The 16,507-nt window shown below is 46.3% G+C and carries 16 protein-coding genes; 10 read left to right on the forward strand and 6 right to left on the reverse strand.

The features are described 5' to 3' along the window. Nucleotides 1-2 precede the first annotated feature (2 nt). The 5 genes from G517_RS19535 to G517_RS0115565 are packed head-to-tail and all read left to right on the forward strand — an operon-like array spanning nt 3 to nt 4,569. Nucleotides 3-1,550 (forward strand): MotA/TolQ/ExbB proton channel family protein, encoded by a 1,548-nt coding sequence (locus G517_RS19535; RefSeq protein WP_051206483.1) that lies wholly within the window; start codon nt 3-5, stop codon nt 1,548-1,550. Continuing rightward, the gene (locus G517_RS0115550; protein WP_051206484.1) at nt 1,537-2,133 is read left to right on the forward strand and encodes a MotA/TolQ/ExbB proton channel family protein; all 597 of its coding nucleotides are present in this window, start codon (nt 1,537-1,539) and stop codon (nt 2,131-2,133) included. Before G517_RS19535 ends, G517_RS0115550 begins: the two co-directional genes overlap by 14 nt. Continuing rightward, nucleotides 2,130-2,534 carry an ExbD/TolR family protein gene (locus G517_RS0115555; RefSeq protein WP_028305171.1) on the forward strand — a complete coding sequence of 135 codons (405 nt, stop codon included), beginning with the start codon at nt 2,130-2,132 and terminating at the stop codon, nt 2,532-2,534. Before G517_RS0115550 ends, G517_RS0115555 begins: the two co-directional genes overlap by 4 nt. After that, nucleotides 2,524-3,213, forward strand: coding sequence for an energy transducer TonB (locus G517_RS19540; protein WP_036591812.1), 690 nt, complete (start codon nt 2,524-2,526; stop codon nt 3,211-3,213). The genes G517_RS0115555 and G517_RS19540 overlap by 11 nt, the downstream gene beginning before the upstream one ends. A gap of 12 nt (nt 3,214-3,225) precedes the next feature. Continuing rightward, entirely contained in the window at nt 3,226-4,569 is a 1,344-nt protein-coding gene (locus tag G517_RS0115565) for a tetratricopeptide repeat protein (protein ID WP_028305172.1), read from the forward strand. Between the two features lie 16 nt (nt 4,570-4,585). Here G517_RS0115565 and G517_RS20780 read toward each other — a convergent pair whose 3' ends face one another. The 3 genes from G517_RS20780 to G517_RS0115580 all read right to left on the reverse strand — a co-directional run bounded on the left by G517_RS20780 (nt 4,586) and on the right by G517_RS0115580 (nt 6,078). Continuing rightward, nucleotides 4,586-4,723, reverse strand: coding sequence for a hypothetical protein (locus G517_RS20780; protein WP_157833208.1), 138 nt, complete (start codon nt 4,721-4,723; stop codon nt 4,586-4,588). 61 nt (nt 4,724-4,784) lie between these two features. After that, nucleotides 4,785-5,081 carry a HigA family addiction module antitoxin gene (locus G517_RS0115575; RefSeq protein ID WP_028305173.1) on the reverse strand — a complete coding sequence of 99 codons (297 nt, stop codon included), beginning with the start codon at nt 5,079-5,081 and terminating at the stop codon, nt 4,785-4,787. A gap of 352 nt (nt 5,082-5,433) precedes the next feature. Continuing rightward, nucleotides 5,434-6,078, reverse strand: coding sequence for a glutathione S-transferase (locus tag G517_RS0115580; protein ID WP_084632330.1), 645 nt, complete (start codon nt 6,076-6,078; stop codon nt 5,434-5,436). 349 nt (nt 6,079-6,427) lie between these two features. On the opposite strand from G517_RS0115580, the gene G517_RS0115585 reads away from it, so the two are divergent. The 5 genes from G517_RS0115585 to G517_RS0115605 all read left to right on the forward strand — a co-directional run bounded on the left by G517_RS0115585 (nt 6,428) and on the right by G517_RS0115605 (nt 11,678). Next, nucleotides 6,428-7,519 carry a TRAP transporter substrate-binding protein gene (locus tag G517_RS0115585; RefSeq protein ID WP_051206485.1) on the forward strand — a complete coding sequence of 364 codons (1,092 nt, stop codon included), beginning with the start codon at nt 6,428-6,430 and terminating at the stop codon, nt 7,517-7,519. Nucleotides 7,520-7,617: 98 nt separating this feature from the next. After that, the gene (locus G517_RS0115590) at nt 7,618-8,169 is read left to right on the forward strand and encodes a TRAP transporter small permease subunit (RefSeq protein ID WP_036591816.1); all 552 of its coding nucleotides are present in this window, start codon (nt 7,618-7,620) and stop codon (nt 8,167-8,169) included. 9 nt (nt 8,170-8,178) lie between these two features. Continuing rightward, on the forward strand, nt 8,179-9,468 hold the full coding sequence (locus G517_RS0115595) for a TRAP transporter large permease (RefSeq protein WP_028305177.1): 1,290 nt from the start codon (nt 8,179-8,181) through the stop codon (nt 9,466-9,468). Nucleotides 9,469-9,664: 196 nt separating this feature from the next. Next, entirely contained in the window at nt 9,665-11,047 is a 1,383-nt protein-coding gene (locus G517_RS19550) for a cache domain-containing protein (RefSeq protein ID WP_051206486.1), read from the forward strand. A gap of 4 nt (nt 11,048-11,051) precedes the next feature. Then, on the forward strand, nt 11,052-11,678 hold the full coding sequence (locus tag G517_RS0115605) for a response regulator (protein WP_028305178.1): 627 nt from the start codon (nt 11,052-11,054) through the stop codon (nt 11,676-11,678). Between the two features lie 24 nt (nt 11,679-11,702). On the opposite strand, the gene G517_RS0115610 is transcribed toward G517_RS0115605, so the two are convergent. The 3 genes from G517_RS0115610 to G517_RS0115620 form a co-directional block, all read right to left on the reverse strand. After that, nucleotides 11,703-13,304, reverse strand: coding sequence for a methyl-accepting chemotaxis protein (locus tag G517_RS0115610; protein ID WP_028305179.1), 1,602 nt, complete (start codon nt 13,302-13,304; stop codon nt 11,703-11,705). A 321-nt stretch (nt 13,305-13,625) separates the two neighbouring features. Next, entirely contained in the window at nt 13,626-14,300 is a 675-nt protein-coding gene (locus G517_RS0115615) for an LON peptidase substrate-binding domain-containing protein (RefSeq protein ID WP_028305180.1), read from the reverse strand. A gap of 135 nt (nt 14,301-14,435) precedes the next feature. Continuing rightward, entirely contained in the window at nt 14,436-16,073 is a 1,638-nt protein-coding gene (locus G517_RS0115620; protein WP_036591819.1) for a methyl-accepting chemotaxis protein, read from the reverse strand. Nucleotides 16,074-16,507 lie beyond the last annotated feature (434 nt).

Raw genomic sequence — 16,507 nt, forward strand, 5'->3', positions numbered from 1 at the left:
TTATGTCTGTTTTAAATCGTATATCTATGGCTTTATTGCTGGTTCCTATTTTAGCGCTACCGTTGACGGCGAAGGCTGATACAGCGGCCTCCAGTGTAGCGGCGTCATCTCAGCAAGATCAACAGTTGCAGCAGGCTAAACACCAGCAACAGGAAAAACAGCTACGGCAGGAAAAACAACTGCAACAAGAGATTCGTCAATTTGTTAATGAAGACCGCGCAGAACAGCGGGCGCGTTTGCAGGCTTTTCTGCAGGATAAAAATCAGCAGGAAAGTTTATTAGCTACTGCAAAGCAACGCTTGGCTAAAGCCGATGCCGAGCAGGCACGCTTGAAGGCGCTGTTTGATAACAATGAAGAGCAGCTTGCGGAACTGGAAACCTTACTAAAACAGCGTACGGGGCAACTAGGGGAAGTTTTTGGGGTTGCCAAGGAGCAGTCTGCAGAGCTTAAACAGCAACTGCAAGCCTCATTGGTTAGCGCGCAATATCCGCAGCGGGCCGAGTCACTTAACTTTGCCAGTGAAAAATCGGTACCCACAATGGCGCAGCTGGAAACCCTATGGTTTCAGTTACAACATGAGATCACTCATTCAGGAAAAATCAGTCGTTTTCAAGCGGATGTGGCGGATACCGATGGACGTATTCAACGCCAGCCAGTGTTACGTGTCGGTACGTTTAACAGTATTACAGAGAAGGGCGAATTCTTAAGTTGGCAGCCCGACCGCCAGCAGCTTAGTGTGCTGGCTGGTCAGCCCGCTGATAAGTTCCAGTCTCAGGCTGCGGGGTTCTTTGAAGGCCAAGAGCAGCATCTTTTAGTGGATGTTAGCGCAGGGCAGCTATTGGGTTTGATCGGCCAAAAACCGACGTTAATGGATCAGGTGCGCCAAGGTGGCTCCGTTGGTTATATCATTCTTGCGCTGGGTGTTTTGGGCTTAGCGACAGCGATTTATAAACTGATTCGATTGAATATGATTCGTCATAAAATTAAGCAACAGCTTAAGTCTGATCAACCAAAAACCGACAATCCTCTAGGCCGTGTGCTACTGGCTTGTTTACAGCCGATAGAACAGGCTCGGGCGAAACAGCAAACACCAGATTTGGAGCAGTTAAACAGCCATCTGGATGAGGCTTTGCTGAAAGAACTGCCAGCGTTAGAGTCTGGGCAATCACTGCTAAAACTGCTGGCTGCTTCTGCGCCTCTGCTTGGCTTACTGGGGACTGTAACGGGCATGATCGGTACATTTCAGAGCATTACCCTGTTCGGCACCAGTGACCCTAAATTGATGGCCGGAGGTATCTCCCAAGCTTTGATTACGACGGTGTTTGGTTTAGTCGTAGCGATTCCTATGTTGTTCAGCCACGGGCTATTAAGCAGCCAAAGCCGAAGCCTATTGCTGATTCTGCAAGAGAAAAGCTTAGCTCAGCTTAATCAGTTAACACCGTGGTTATTATCGTCTAACGCCCATGCTGCTGATGTTGCCTCACCGAAGGCAGAGTCAAGTTCGCCGCAGGCTCTGTCAACAAAAGAGGCCGCCGATGCCTTGGCTTGATGATGTGCTCTTTTATCTGCCAGAAGCGTTTCAGGGCTATCAGCTGACACTGGATCAGTTTTTATCCGCAGGTGGTTGGGTGATGCAGATTATCGCCTTGCTTTGCCTGTTGCTGTTTAGCTTGCTGGTGGAACGTTACTGGTATCGCTATCGGGTGTATCGGCAAGATCGGCAGGCGGTGGTTGAAGCGCTTAAACAGCAGCTTCAGGTACAGCCAAGATTAGAGCCAAGGTTAGACAAACATCCGGTGCTAAAAAGTTTGCTCTGTGATTTACAGCTATCCCTGAATCAGCGTTTGTCCTTGATTCGTAGCCTTATCAGTCTGTGCCCTTTATTGGGTTTGCTTGGTACGGTCTCCGGCATGATTCAAGTCTTTGATGTTTTGGCTATCAGTGGCACAGGTAATCCTCGGTTAATGGCTGCGGGTATTGCCAGTGCGACTCTGCCGACTTTAGCCGGAATGGCGGTCTCTGTGATGGGGTTGTTGCTTTACAGCAGCCTAAAAAACTGGAGTGATCGCCAAAGCGAGCAACTTAATAGCACCATTCGTCACCAATTTGATGTCATGGATACCCCCTTATGAGCCGTCTATCCCTTACTCGATCGCAGGATGATGCCGCCATTGATATGACCCCAATGTTAGATGTGGTCTTTATCATGCTGATCTTTTTTATTGTTTCGACCTCTTTTGTGCGAGAGGCCGGTATTGATGTCAATCGTCCTTCAGCTAAAACGAGCGAAGGCCAAACCCAAAGCGCGGTGATGGTGGCGTTATCTCCTGATGGAGAGGTATGGTTGGATCGTAAAGCCACGGATATGCGCATGGTACGGCCTACGCTTGAGCGCTTACGCAGCGAGCAGCCGGGCTTAAGTGTGGTCGTTCAGGCGGATACGAAAAGCACGACCGGTGATCTGGTGCGCTTAATTGATCAGCTGCGTTTGGCTGGCGTGCAATATACGGTGGCAACCCGCGATGCCCCATAACGTTCAAAACTTTAGCTTAGGCAAAGGTCGACGCTTGAGAGCTTTTGCCGTTGTGCCGATTGGCGTGCTGCTCACATTAGTGTTTTTTGTTTTGCTGGCGCAGATGGTGCAAATGGATCAAATGCGGGAGCTGCCAGAGGATAACAGCAGCGCTCTTAGTCTATTTATGCTGCAGGATGAAACCGAGCTGGAGCTAAGGTCCCGTGCGCGACCAGAGCCACCGGAACCACCAGAGCCTCAGCCTGAAATGCCGACGATGAGTCAGCCTGTATCCAATCCAGAAGCGATGACGGCTATGGCAACACCTGATGTAGCCTTGCCGGATGTGGCATTAGAAAGCTCATTCCAACTGGATGTGGATATTAGCCAGTTTCAGCCCGGTGATACTGGGTTGGAGATCGCCGAAAACCCTATGCCCTTGAGCCGAGTTAACCCTCGTTATCCTCGAAAAGCGATTCGACGAGGACTGGAGGGCGAAGTGCTTTTAGAGTTTACGGTGGATGCTAACGGTGATGTGGTTACGGATTCAATCAAGATTATCAGCGCCACACCAGAAGGTGTCTTTGATCGTGCCAGCGTTAGAGCTTTAGCTCGATGGCGTTTTCAGCCCCGTAAACAAGGGGGCAAAGCCTTACCTTTTAGAGCAAGACAAACATTGGTCTTTAAGCTGTCAAATTAGAGGATGGATCTTATGAATTTTTTTCAGGCTATGGGGCAATGCCGCCTAACGTCCCGCTATCACTCAGGCATTATGCTTTTGCTGGTGCTTAGCGCAGGGTTAGCGCTTAATACCGCCCATGCTGACAGTTTAACGCCCTTAGAATTTAAGCAACTGCAAGAGGTACAGGCCCTGCAAACAGAGGCTCGTTGGCTTGAAGCTAAAGAGCTGCTGCAAGAGCAACTAAAAGAAAAACCTAGCGCTCTAATGCAAGCTATGCTGTGGCGATCTTTAGCCCAAACAGAGCTGCAGCAAGGGGATTATCCTAAAGCATTGCTTGCTATTAAAAAGGCTTGGCAGCTACAGCAACTTCCAGAGCAAGATCAATTAAATCTGCAAGGGCTTATGGCTCAGCTTATGCTACAGGAAGACCAGTTAGAAGAGGGTATACCGCTCTTTATCGACTGGTTGGCTAAAACTCCTGAAGAACAGCATCAACCGCGCTATTACCTCACTCTAGCTCAAGCCTATAGCCAGCAAGAAGCTTGGGCTAAAGCGTTGCCTTATGCCAAAGAAGCCATCAAGCGCCATGAATCAGCCCCTGTGCCTTGGCTGCATCTTTTAGTTGCGCTGCATAGTCGGTTGGAGCAGTGGCCGCAAGCGGTTAACATTCAAAAACATATCTTGATCCAAGAACCTAGAGAGATGCGTCATTGGCGACAACTGGCCATGTTACAGTATCGCCTGCCTATAACGGCTAAAAATGATACGGTGAATGCTGAAAGTGTTGCTAGCTTGCGTATCGCTTGGGAGCAGGGATTATTTGATACCGCCAGCGATTATCAGCTGCTTAGCCAATGGCTAAACGCCAACGGCCAACCATTGAAAGCGGCTCAGGTATTGGTTGATGCTCAGCAGCAGCCAACATTTGCCCAGTTACCAGAAGACCAACAGTTGATAATGAAGGAGCAACTTTCTGGCTTATGGCTACGGGCTAAATCATGGGATAAAGCAGAACAAAGCCTACAGCAAATCGCCACCCATTATGCTCGACTAGAAAAAGCAGGCCAGCCAGACCTTGCCGAACGCAGTGCGAACCTATACAAACAGATCGCACGCCTGCAGATGCAGCAGAAGAACTGGCAGGCAGCTGAGAAAACCCTCAACATCTTACTGGCAGAGTTCCCCGCTGATCCTGCGGAAGTCTTGCTCTTACAAGGTATTGTTCTACTGCAACAACAGCAAGTAGAGGCCGCCGAAGGTAAATTCCAAATGGCGGAACAGAAAGTTGACCTTGCCGCAGATAGCTATGTCGGCAAAAACGTCGGCAAAAACGCCCGCCAGTGGTTAAGGTATATCGAACAGATTCGGAGTTAGGGGTAGGCGTAGCACACTACTTGCTGGCTTTTTTGATACGCCCGAGCACTATCGCTCGGGCTTTTTCATGGCTTACGCCAAGGCTTCTGGCGAATTGTTTCTCAGCCAAAATAACGTCTTGTTTCAGTGGAACTTGACTGCTTACATCTTGCATATCTGATTCTGGGTAGGTTGGGTTGAACAGCTCTCATCCAGGCTTACAGAAGAGGAGGAAATCAGGCCATCGCCAGATTGTAGGGTGATACCTGCAAAGAGCCCTGATGTTGTCTTGCCTGCCAGAGATCGTAGGCATTTTGTAGTCTTAGCCAGTGGTCTGCCGAGGGCTTACCGAATACCAGTTCTAGTCTTAATGCCATCTCAGGGGTGATCGCCCCTTTGCCATTCAGCACTTTCGACAGTGTTTTCCGGCTGACATCCAGATGCTCGGCAACATCTGTGATGGTCAGTTCCAGCGTTTCAATCACCAGCTCCTTGAGTATTTCACCGGGGTGGGCGGGATTGTGCATGCTCATCAGTGATAATCCTCGTAATTTACAATTTCAACATCGCGGCCAATAAAGTGATAAGTAATACGTCAGTTGCCGCTGACGCGCACCGACCAGCTCTTTTCGATGTCTCTCATGAAAGTTATGAGCTTGTGAGAACTGATGTTTATCGGCAGAGAGGTCAGATTCACTTAATAGAAATGGAAAATAGCGTCCCTTGCTATCCTGAGACAGAAAAAAACAATTAATGCTTCTCGGGCTACCACGCGGAGCGTGGGAGCCAGTCTGTTGTTTCTCAGCCAGAGAGCATAGGAGTCAGTCTGTTGTTTCTCAGCCAGAGGGCGTGGGAGCCAGTCTGCTTCCCGAAGATTGAACACCTTCAACCCTCCGGAAACACCACCACTTCATCCCCTTCCTGCCAGGGTTCAAATTTAGTCATGGCCTGTAGAAATACTGGGTGTTCTAGCCAGTTCTTTAGCCATTGTTGCAACTTTGGATAGGGAAGTGCGTAAAACGTCTGGCGGTCGACGTGGGCGAATTGGCGCACAAAGGGCATGATGCCGATATCGGCGATGCTGATTTTGTTTCCTAGCAAGTAGGGGGTGTCCGCCAGTCGTTCTTCTAGCATTTGTAAGAATACCTCGCCGTTTTGGCGGTATTCCTGCTGGCTCATCTCAGGATGGAGATCGGCGTATTTATAGCGGTCTAACCAGTGTTTGAACTCGTTATCGTTCCGGTCGATTAATCGTCCTGCCTGTGCGGTATCTACCGTTAATAAACCTGAGGGGTCTTGCTGATTAAGCGCCCATTCTAAAATCTCCCGACTCTCTTCAATGACCTGTCCATCGGGCAGTTTCAGCACAGGAACGGTGCCTTTGGGGCTGATGGCAAGCATGTGTGGCGGTTTGCTTTTTAGAGTGATCTCCCGTAGTTCTACCTGCAGCTCAGCAAATAATAGCCCGAGACGGGCGCGCATGGCGTAGGGACATCGACGAAAGGAGTAGAGCATGGGATGAAGGCTCATAAAGTACCTTTTTATATCAGGTTATAGCGAAATAAATATTAGGCTTTTAAATTAAAATACTTTTAAAACAATGGATTATAATTATATGGTTACGATGCCTTCTATTTTATCTGAAAATAGCCTACTGTGCTGATCAACTTTTATCTCCGTATTATTACGGAGTCTTCTGCGTAGTTTTTACCGTGGGGCTACGTACTCACCCGAATAGTGAGACATCCTTGTTTTTGCAACTATCTCAGCCGTAAAAGAATCCTGCATTTTAGAGACAAGCCAGACGCAACAATGGCTGGCTTAGTTTCATGATAAAAAACGCAGGAGATTCCGATAAACGCTGAGGATGATAAAAACAATGTTTAGCGCCCTGAAAAAGATTTCTTTCGGTAAGAAGGCTCTAGTGGCAGCAGCCTGCTTGAGTGTCCTTGCTGCACCGGCAATGGCCGCAGAAAAAGTATATAAACTGAAAATGGCTGAAGGCTGGCCGACCAACTTCCCAATTTTTGGTGATTCTCCGCGTAACATGGCGAAGATGGCGGAAGAGATGTCTAATGGCCGTCTTAAGATTACGATTGATTCTGCGAACAAACATAAAGCGCCTTTAGCCATTTTCGATATGGTTAAAGGTGGTCAGTACGATATGGGTCACACGGCTTCTTATTACTGGAAGGGTAAAGATCCTAATACGCTATTTTTCACGACCATGCCTTTCGGTATGACCGCTCCTGAGCAATATGCTTGGTTCTATTTTGGCGGTGGTATGGAGTTGATGGAAAAGGTGTATAAGCGCCACCGTATGCTGTCATTCCCTGGTGGTAACACAGGCGTTCAGATGGGCGGTTGGTTCCGCAAAGAGATCAACTCCGTTGATGATCTTAAAGGTCTGAAAATGCGTATTCCGGGCTTCGCTGGTGAAGTTCTAGCAGAACTCGGCGCTAAACCTACCAATATTGCTACTGGCGAGCTGTACACCTCCCTTGAGCGTAACACTATTGACGCACTGGAGTGGGTTGGCCCTTCTTTAGATCTACGTATGGGCTTCCACAAAATTGCACCTTACTACTACACCGGCTGGCATGAACCTGCGACCGAGCTGCAGTTTTTGATCAATGAGCGTAGCTGGAAAAAACTACCGAAGGATCTACAAGAGATCTTGCGTGTTGCGATGCGTACAGCGGCATACGATATGTACATTCAATCGACCCACGCTTCTGGTGAAAACTGGGCAACGATGACCCAGGAATACCCAAATATTCAGGTAAAACGCTTCCCAACAGAAGTAATTGAAGCGATGCGTACTGCGAATGACAAATTGCTGAAAGAGAAAGCCGAGGCTAACCCTGTTGCAAAAGAGATTATCGAATCTCAAGCGCAGTATCTAAAACAGGTTCGCGCTTGGACCAATATTGCGGATAAGCAGTATTTAGACTCTATCGCTGGGGAATAAGCGCCAAGCCCCAAGCGTTAGGCTTCTTGCCTAATGTTTGGGGTTCCTGATGCCCATCGTCTACCTTAAGCCAATAACCCTGCCCGAAAGGAATAGCTATGTCCTCGACATCTGCGCCCCTGCTTATGCGACTGGAGAACGGCCTTAATTGGATCTCTGATCGCTTGGGTTCTATTTCTGCCCTGATCTTTCTGTTGTTACTGATTAACGTCTTTTATGACGTCTTTGCCCGTTATCTATTAAACGATGTGTCTATCGGACTTCAAGAGATGGAGTGGCATCTGTTTGCGGCTATGTTTCTATTAGGGGTGCCTTTCACTCTACGGGTCGATGGCCATGTTCGTGTTGACCTTATTTATGAGCGTTTATCTCCGAATGGTCGGGCATGGATTGATCTTGCAGGAACCCTTATTTTCTTATTGCCGTTTTGTTTGTTAGTGGCTTGGTTCGGTCTGGATTTTGCCAAAGAAGCCTACGAGTTAGGTGAAGGTAGTGGTGATCCGGGTGGTTTATCGAACCGCTGGATTATTAAAGCTGCCATTCCGGTTTCCTTTGGTTTTATGGCTGTTAGCGGAATGGGGCTACTGCTTAATTCTGTGAATACCCTGCTGGGTTATCACAAACCTATTTATCATAAAACAGAGCTGTAGGAGGCTGGCATGATTGGTGTATTAATGTTTGCAGCTGCCCTAGTGCTGCTGTTATTTGGTTTCCCTGTGGCGTTCACTTTTGGTGGCGTTGCGCTTATCTTCGGGGTGTTCTCCGAAGGTATGGATATGTTTGCTTTTATGCCATTCCGTATCATGAGTATCATGCAAAATACGGTAATGATGGCGATTCCTCTGTTTATCTTTATGGGATTGGTACTGCAAAAGACCCGCCTTGCAGAGCAGTTACTTGAATCTATGGGAACCCTGTTTGGCCGAGTACGTGGCGGTATCGCTATCTCGACTATTTTAGTGGGTGCATTACTAGCGGCATCAACTGGCGTTGTTGGGGCTTCTGTTGTTGCTATGGGCTTAATCTCGCTGCCAGTTATGCTGAAATACAAGTATGACAAGCGTTTAGCCTGCGGCACTATTTGTGCTTCTGGTACTTTGGGGCAAATTATTCCACCGTCGATCATCTTGATTATTCTCGGTGATGTGATGGGTATCCCAGTTGGGGATCTGTTCCAAGCGGCTGTTGGCCCTGGTTTTATCCTAATCGCGGTCTATATTATTTATATCTTGGTTTACACATGGCTTAACCCTGATGCGGCACCGGCTATGCCTGTTGATGACAGCATTGATCGTAAAGCTCTTTACTTTAAAGCGATTAAGGCGATTGTTCCGCCTTTGGCACTTATTTTGGTGGTGCTAGGGTCTATTTTTGCAGGTATTGCGACACCGACAGAATCCGCGGCATTGGGCGGTGTAGGCGCGGTTTTTCTTGCGCTTTTTTATGGCCAGTTTAGTTTTAAAATGGTCTACGATAGTGGTATCGAAACGGTAAAAGTTACCGCGATGGTTTTTGCTATTCTGCTAGGTGCAACGGCGTTCTCTATGGCGTTCTCTTACACCGGTGGTGAAGAGGTGGTCGAAGAAGTGCTGTTAAGCCTACCCGGTGAGAAATGGGGCTTCTTGTTCCTTTCTATGCTGGTGATTTTGGTATTGGGTTTCTTTATCGACTTTGTAGAAATTTCTTTTATCATTGTGCCGATTTTAGTACCTATTGCGGAGATCCTAGGCATCAATATGACATGGTTTGCCATTTTGATTGCAATGAATCTACAAACATCATTCCTGACGCCACCGTTTGGTTTCAGTCTCTTTTACTTAAAAGGGGTCGCACCAGAAGGGGTTTCCACTATGGACATCTATAAAGGCGTGATGCCGTTCATCGTGCTGCAAGTATTGGTGCTGATGTTGCTGTTGTTCTTCCCTGAATTTATGGGGTTTGAGAGCTAGACTTTGTTCCGTCAAAGTTTGTTAGACTGCTCATTAGACTAAAACTTAGTCAGCTCGGTATTATTGAGAAGCCATGCCCTTTTTAAATTTTTTTTTAAAGAGCATGGCTTTTTTATTTCGCTGGTGTTGATGTGTTAGCAACTGGTGTTCGTGTTCTTACTACAGCAGGTGCTAGTGCTGATAACAGGTTGCCTTTATGAGTTTAAAAACAAAGATCCTATTACTTGCGCTTGTACCTTTGGTTCTGGTAACGACCAGTATTACGCTGATCAGCGCCCAGCAAGTTAAAAGCTTAAGTGAGACGGAGATCGCTATTTTCGAACACAATCTACGGGAATCTAAGCGTACAGAGCTACAGCACTATGTCAGCTTGGCCCTCAGTAGTATTTCCCCTATTTTGCATCGTACAGATCTTGACGATGCTTCTGCAAAAAAAGAGGTAAAAGCCGTTTTAGATGCGATTACTTATGGCTCCGACGGTTATTTCTTTGTCTATGATCAGTACGGTGTCAACTTGGTGCATCCCGCTCAACCTGAGTTGGTTGGGCGTAATTTGCTGGATATGCAGGACACTCGCTCCAATTATGTGATTCGAGGTTTACTGGATTTAGCGAAACAAGGTGGCGGTTTTCACAGCTATATATGGAATAAGCCTTCTAACGGGCAAGAATCAGAAAAAATCAGTTATGTGATTGAGCTGCCGCGCTGGAATTGGATGTTGGGCACGGGGCTTTATATTGATGATATTGCGGTTGAAGTAGCTAAAATTCGTCAGGAAGTTAAACGCAATATTCGCAATACATTCTTCACGGTGCTGGCGATCACGACGATGACCGTTGGGTTGATCGTTGTGTTTGTTATTCTCTTTAATGTCCATGAACATAGGTTGGCGGATTCCCGTCTAAAAGAGCTGGTTTATAAGACGGTATTGCTTCAGGAATCAGAGCGACGACGTTTATCGCGGGAGCTGCATGATGGCATTAATCAGCTCTTGGTATCGGCCAAATTTCGTATGGAGCTGGCCGCCGATAAACTAGGAGACAGCAACCCTAAAGTGCAATCAAATCTGGCGAAAGCTTCGATGGTGATGAATGACGCGATCCAAGAAATTTGGCGTATATCCCATGACTTACGCCCCAGTGCACTGGATGATTTAGGCCTGATACCTGCGATGACGATGGTGTTGGATGAGTTTCAAGAACGCACGGGGATTCGTGTGATACAAAATACACCGTCGTGTCGTGTGCGACTTCCTGAAGAGATCGAGACAACGCTTTATAGAATTACTCAGGAAGCATTAACGAATATTGAGCGTCACTCGTCTGCCCGTGAGGTGAAAGTCGGGACAGGCTGGGATGGGAATACTTTTCACCTGTACCTTGCGGATGATGGTGTTGGCTTTAATGTCCGTGCCATATTGGGTGGCGGTGGCATCGGCTTACGAAATATGCGCGAGCGGATAGAATTCTTATCTGGTATCTTTATCTTGGATTCAGCGCCACGGCAGGGAACCTTAGTTCGTGCAGAATTTCCTATGCACAGCTGGCAGCCTTTGTTAACTGAAAACGCAGGCTCTTAACACAATGATTAAACTTTTATTGGTCGATGACCACCCTTTGGTGCGAGATGGCATTCGTGCTCGTCTTGAAACGGAAGAAAGTATTCAGGTTATTGGCGAAGCTCAAAATGGAGAGGAAGCCTTGGCATTTGTGCAGCAACAGATGCCAGATGTGATTTTAATGGACGTTAGTATGCCGGTAATGAATGGCTTAGAAGCAACTAAGCTATTTAGGGTGCGGTACCCTCTTATCCGAGTTTTGATTCTTAGTATGCACGATAGTCGAGAATATATGATGCAACTGGTTCAGACGGGAGCTTCTGGTTATGTTCTCAAGGATGTCAGTTCTGACGAGTTGATTAGGGCTATTCTTACGGTAAACCAAGGCGGTACTTATTTTAGTGCTGGGGCGTCAAACACGTTGTTCCGTGGCGAAGTTGAGCAAGTCTCTCAAATTCAATCATTGACCCCCCGAGAAGCAACCGTCCTAAAGTATTTGGCGGAAGGCCATAGCAATAAGGAGATTGCCCGTGAGTTAGATATTAGCGTGCGTACGGTGGAAACTCACCGCCAAAATGTGAAACAAAAGTTAGATATTCATACGGCAGCGGGGCTAGCCCGCTATGCTATCGAACAAGGTTTGTTGGACTAGCCGATTACGCCTAATATTGACCACTTAACGAGTTTTAAAACGACTAATCAACTGGTCAAGCTCACCTACTTCACGCTGAATGTCGTTAGTTGCCTGTACCACTAAATGAGAATCTGCCCGGGTTTGTTCTGCCACATTGGAAATGCTCACAATACGTTGATCAATATCGTCGGCAACTTGGCTCTGCTCTTCTGCTGCTGTTGCGATAAGGGTGTTCATCGAGCTGATATTATCCACCGCTGTTGCGATATGTCCTAGAGCTTCAGATGCTTGCTCTGCTTGGGTAACACTGTTTTCTGCCCGTTGAGAGCTTTGTTGCATGGACATTACGGCGTTGCGGGATTCATTCTGTAAGCGCTCGATAATGGTTCGAATCTCACCGGTCGATTTTTGAGTACGTTGGGCAAGGGTGCGTACTTCATCCGCGACAACAGCAAAACCACGGCCTTGTTCTCCGGCACGGGCGGCTTCAATAGCGGCGTTTAGTGCTAATAAATTAGTTTGTTCGGCAATGCCGGTAATAACTTCAAGTACCTTGCCAATCTCTTCTGATTCTTGCTCTAGGCGATCAAGTATATCTGATGTATCACGTAGCTGTTGTGCCATGCTATTAATTTGATCGGCTGCCGCTTGTACAACGGATATTCCGTTACGAGCTTCTTGATCAGCCGTTTGTGCTGATTCAGCTGCTTGAGCTGCATTTTGAGCAACTTCATGCACGGTGGCACTCATTTCATTCATGGCGGTGGCGACTTGGTCGATATCATTGTATTGGCGTGTGACACCCGCTTCTGCATCTGATGTTGCCTTGGCAACACTTGCGCTGTGCTCTGTGGTGCGTGTTATGGCATTGCGGGCATTATCGACTAATTCGCTTACTTGGCTGATCATATTGTTGTAGGCATCAAACATTTTACCTACTTCATTATCCGTATGATCTACTTTAAAGCGGTGGGTAAAATCACCACCTCCCACCACGTGAGATAGGCGCTTCTGTAAACGTGTAATATTATCCATCAAAAGACGTAAACCAAAGATGCGGCCCATCACCACCATGAATACAATGAAAATGACGCAGGTAAAAGCGATTATTAGCTGTGTTCTGGTTTGTTGGCTGGATGCTTCGGTCATCATGATAACGGCTTGATTCATTGCCACAAGAATAGCAGGAGATTCCTGATGAATTCTTTGCTGTAGGGTATCGTCAGGACGTTCGGCATATTCCAATAAGGTTATGCTGTAGCTACGCCATAGATCCTGTACCCGCTGCATTTGGGCGACAATTTCAGGATCTTCAATTGGGTTCATGCTTAGGCTTTTATTGCCATTTAGGATGTGGTCATGGGATTGCTCAAACAGCTGCATTGTTTTTTGTAGGGTGGTTTTATTCTCGACTTGGGCGGCGACCAGTAATGCCTCCTTTGCCATTTTTTGACTCAGCATTCGTTGTCGCCCCGCGATATTAATGGTTTGCGGGTCGATCGCCATACTTAAATAAAGGGACACACCGGAGGCTACCGCTAAAAGAAAAATCAGAGTATACGATAGTAAAAACTGAGCATTTAAGCTTTTTACGCCAATAGCATTCATCGCATAATCAATCAGTTTCGCAAGGAAGTTAAACATGTGCTTGCTGTCCTTATTTTTTTTATATGACCACAGCGGCTTCATTCGCCTACTCGCAATGGCCTATTATGACCAAGTGAGGCCTATTGTGACGGGGTAAATAGAAAAGTTAAAAGGTTTTTATGTCAATGAGTATTTTAATGATAGTTTTTAATTACTAAAATGGGAGAATAAAAAATTGTTTTTAATAAATGTAATTAGCTTGATATAAATGTAATTATTTTGATGCAAGTGTAATTAGGTCGGTATCGGTGTTATTAGATTAGTATAAATATTAGGATTTTTTTAAGTTAGATTTTTTTAATGTAGTTTATTTAGATGTTAACCGGCTATCCATAGGCTCAGGATACTCAGACGTTCTTCCGCATTTTTGCACTCTAGCAACAACTGTTTATCTTTATCGGAGAAAGGCAGGTGATGAGCTAAAGCTAGGCTCACCGTATTGGCGCTGTGTAGGTTGAAGTTAAAATGACAGTCTTTAGCGAGTGGGTGGTGGGCGATCTGCTGAAGTAAGTCTGCAAGAGGCTTATATTCTTCTGGCACCGGCATATCCAACGGCTCTGGTAGCCACCGCACCTTTGCTTTTAATAAGCCGTCTTCTTCTTGGGTCAGCTCGATAATCTGAAATCTCTCTAAACCGTCGATACTTAAACTCAATGTCTGATCCTGTTGTGCATACCAGTCTGATATAGCCCCGTAAGTACCCACATGATTAATTAGATGGGAAAGCTCTTTGGTGCCAGTATCGGCAGGAAACGTTTGTTCGCTGTAGATAATTCCGACACCGACTTGCAGTGCTAAGCACTCTTTCACCATGCGACTATAACGTGGTTCAAAAATATTAAGCGGCATAAACGTTGAAGGGAAAAGCACACGGGGCATGGCGACTAATGCAATCGTAGTATCTGGTCGTGTGCTTGCCGGTTCTGTCTCAAGAACATCTTGTTTATCAAGAATGCCCGTTTGTTGCATTAAGCTGCGTTGTGCCGATGCCATTCACTGTACTCCCTTCGCTTATCACTGATATCAACGCTGGTATTAACATTGGTATTAACACTGAACACGGTATTAACAACGTTTAAAGCGTAACCGACAGAGGGTAATCTAATCTAGTTTAGTTGCACGTAAATCTTAAACCTTAAACCGGTGTATCAGATGCTTTAACTCACCGGCAAGGTTGTTGAGCTCTACGCTGGCTTGACTCGTTTGTTCGGCGGCTTGGGTACTATCGGATGAAAGATCAACAATACTGACGACGCTAGCGCTAATCTGTTCGGCAACGGATGATTGTTGTTCGGCAGCGCTGGCGATTTGATTAATCATATCGTTAACTTGAGTCATTCCTTGGGCAATAGTTTCGAGGGTTGTTTGGGTTAAATCCGCTTTTTCCATAGTCATTTGAGTATTGTAGACGCTGGTTTCCATCACGGTGACGGCTTGTTTTGCACCGGCTTGGAGTGCTTCAATCATTGACTCGATTTCATGAGTACTTGCCTGGGTACGGCTGGCAAGCGTGCGTACTTCATCAGCGACCACTGCGAACCCTCGGCCCTGTTCGCCTGCTCGGGCGGCTTCGATGGCAGCGTTAAGTGCGAGTAGGTTTGTTTGTTCTGCAATTTCACCAATAACATCCAGCACGGAGGCGATAGTATTGGCTTGAGCATCCAGTTGCTTGATCACATCTGTTGCGCAGCCAATCTCCGTTGAAAGGGAGGCGATGGTCTCCGTCGTTTCATTAATATTGCTTTTACCGTTATTGGTTTGTATGTAAGCCTTATGGGTTGTATTGGCCGCTTGGACAGCATTCTGAGCAACTTCATGGATCGTGGCAGCCATTTCGTTAACCGCGATAGCCACTTGATCGGTTTCTGAGGTTTGGCGATGAATAACTTGAGAGCTTTGATTGGTGGCGTGGGTCAATTGCTCCGCTGCGGAAGCGACGCGCCCAGTTGAGCTGTCGACTTCACGTATCACAGATTGAATTTGGTCAACAAACAGGTTGAATGAACGGGCCAGCTGGCTCATTTCATCATTACCGGATGCATCAAGGCGCAAGGTCAAATCACCGTCACCATGGCTGATATTCTGCATGGCTCTATTGGTACTATCCATCGGGCCAATAATGCTGTTAGAGATTAAAAACAAGACGGCAATGGTGATGGCTAAACCTAGCGCGGCAATAGATAACTGACTGCTTGCGGCCTCCCAGAATGCAGCTTCAACATCATCAATATAAACCCCTGTGCCGATCACCCAACCCCAAGGTTTAAAACCTGAGACATAAGATATTTTTTCAACGGGTTCATCAAACCCAGGCTTCGGCCAGAGGTAATTCTCATTACCTTGGTTGGTCGCTTTTACGGTATCAACAAAGCTCTGGAAAAGGCGTTTACCATTTGGATCTTGCAGTTTTGAAAGATCCTTTCCGTTCAATTCAGGTTTGATTGGATGCATCACCACAACGGCCCGCATATCATTGATCCAAAAATAATCGTTATCACCATAGCGTAGGCTTTCTAGGGATTTTATAGCGGCAGCTTTGGCATCAGCTTCAGTATTCTGGCCAGATTTAAACATTTGGTATTCGTGTTGAACTAAGGCTACAGCTGTTTGCACAAGGTGCTGCGTTTTTATTCGTTTTTCTTGAACCTGCATGGCGTAAGTTTTATTCAGTGAAAAGCTCACCAAGGCAATAATACTGAGCACCGTGACAATAACGACCAGTACCATTCGGGATTTAATGCCAATAGCGCGTAGAAGTTGAGACATATAGATTCCAGCTCTTTTAATCAAGTTAATGCTTTTATAGCTAATATTGACAATGCTAATAAAAGGTACCAGTAAACCCTACCGAATCGATAGCCTAAATTATTGCTACTAGGATTTCTGGGGTAGTACTTAGCACGATTTTTATTTTGTATTATCGTTTTATTGTCGTTGTTTTATTTATTGCTTTGGATTGGCATTATTTGGAGTATCTGGATTATTCAGATATTGACCTGACTAGGGCATCCATTCCTTCTTGCCTTAACCTATTGAAATAGGTTTCTCACTTATGGGTAATAACGCTCCGTTGGATTAGAGGGCAAGTTTAATTGAGTTAAGTTGCCCTATTGTATCCAGCCTTTATGTTTTTACTACTGAGCCTTGGTCGAATAGGCGGAGTCTAGAAAATCCTTCTAAATACCTATTGATAAAGGTGG

Origin of the sequence: Oceanospirillum maris DSM 6286 (genome assembly GCF_000422865.1) — a bacterium.
Lineage (GTDB): Bacteria > Pseudomonadota > Gammaproteobacteria > Pseudomonadales > Halomonadaceae > Oceanospirillum > Oceanospirillum maris.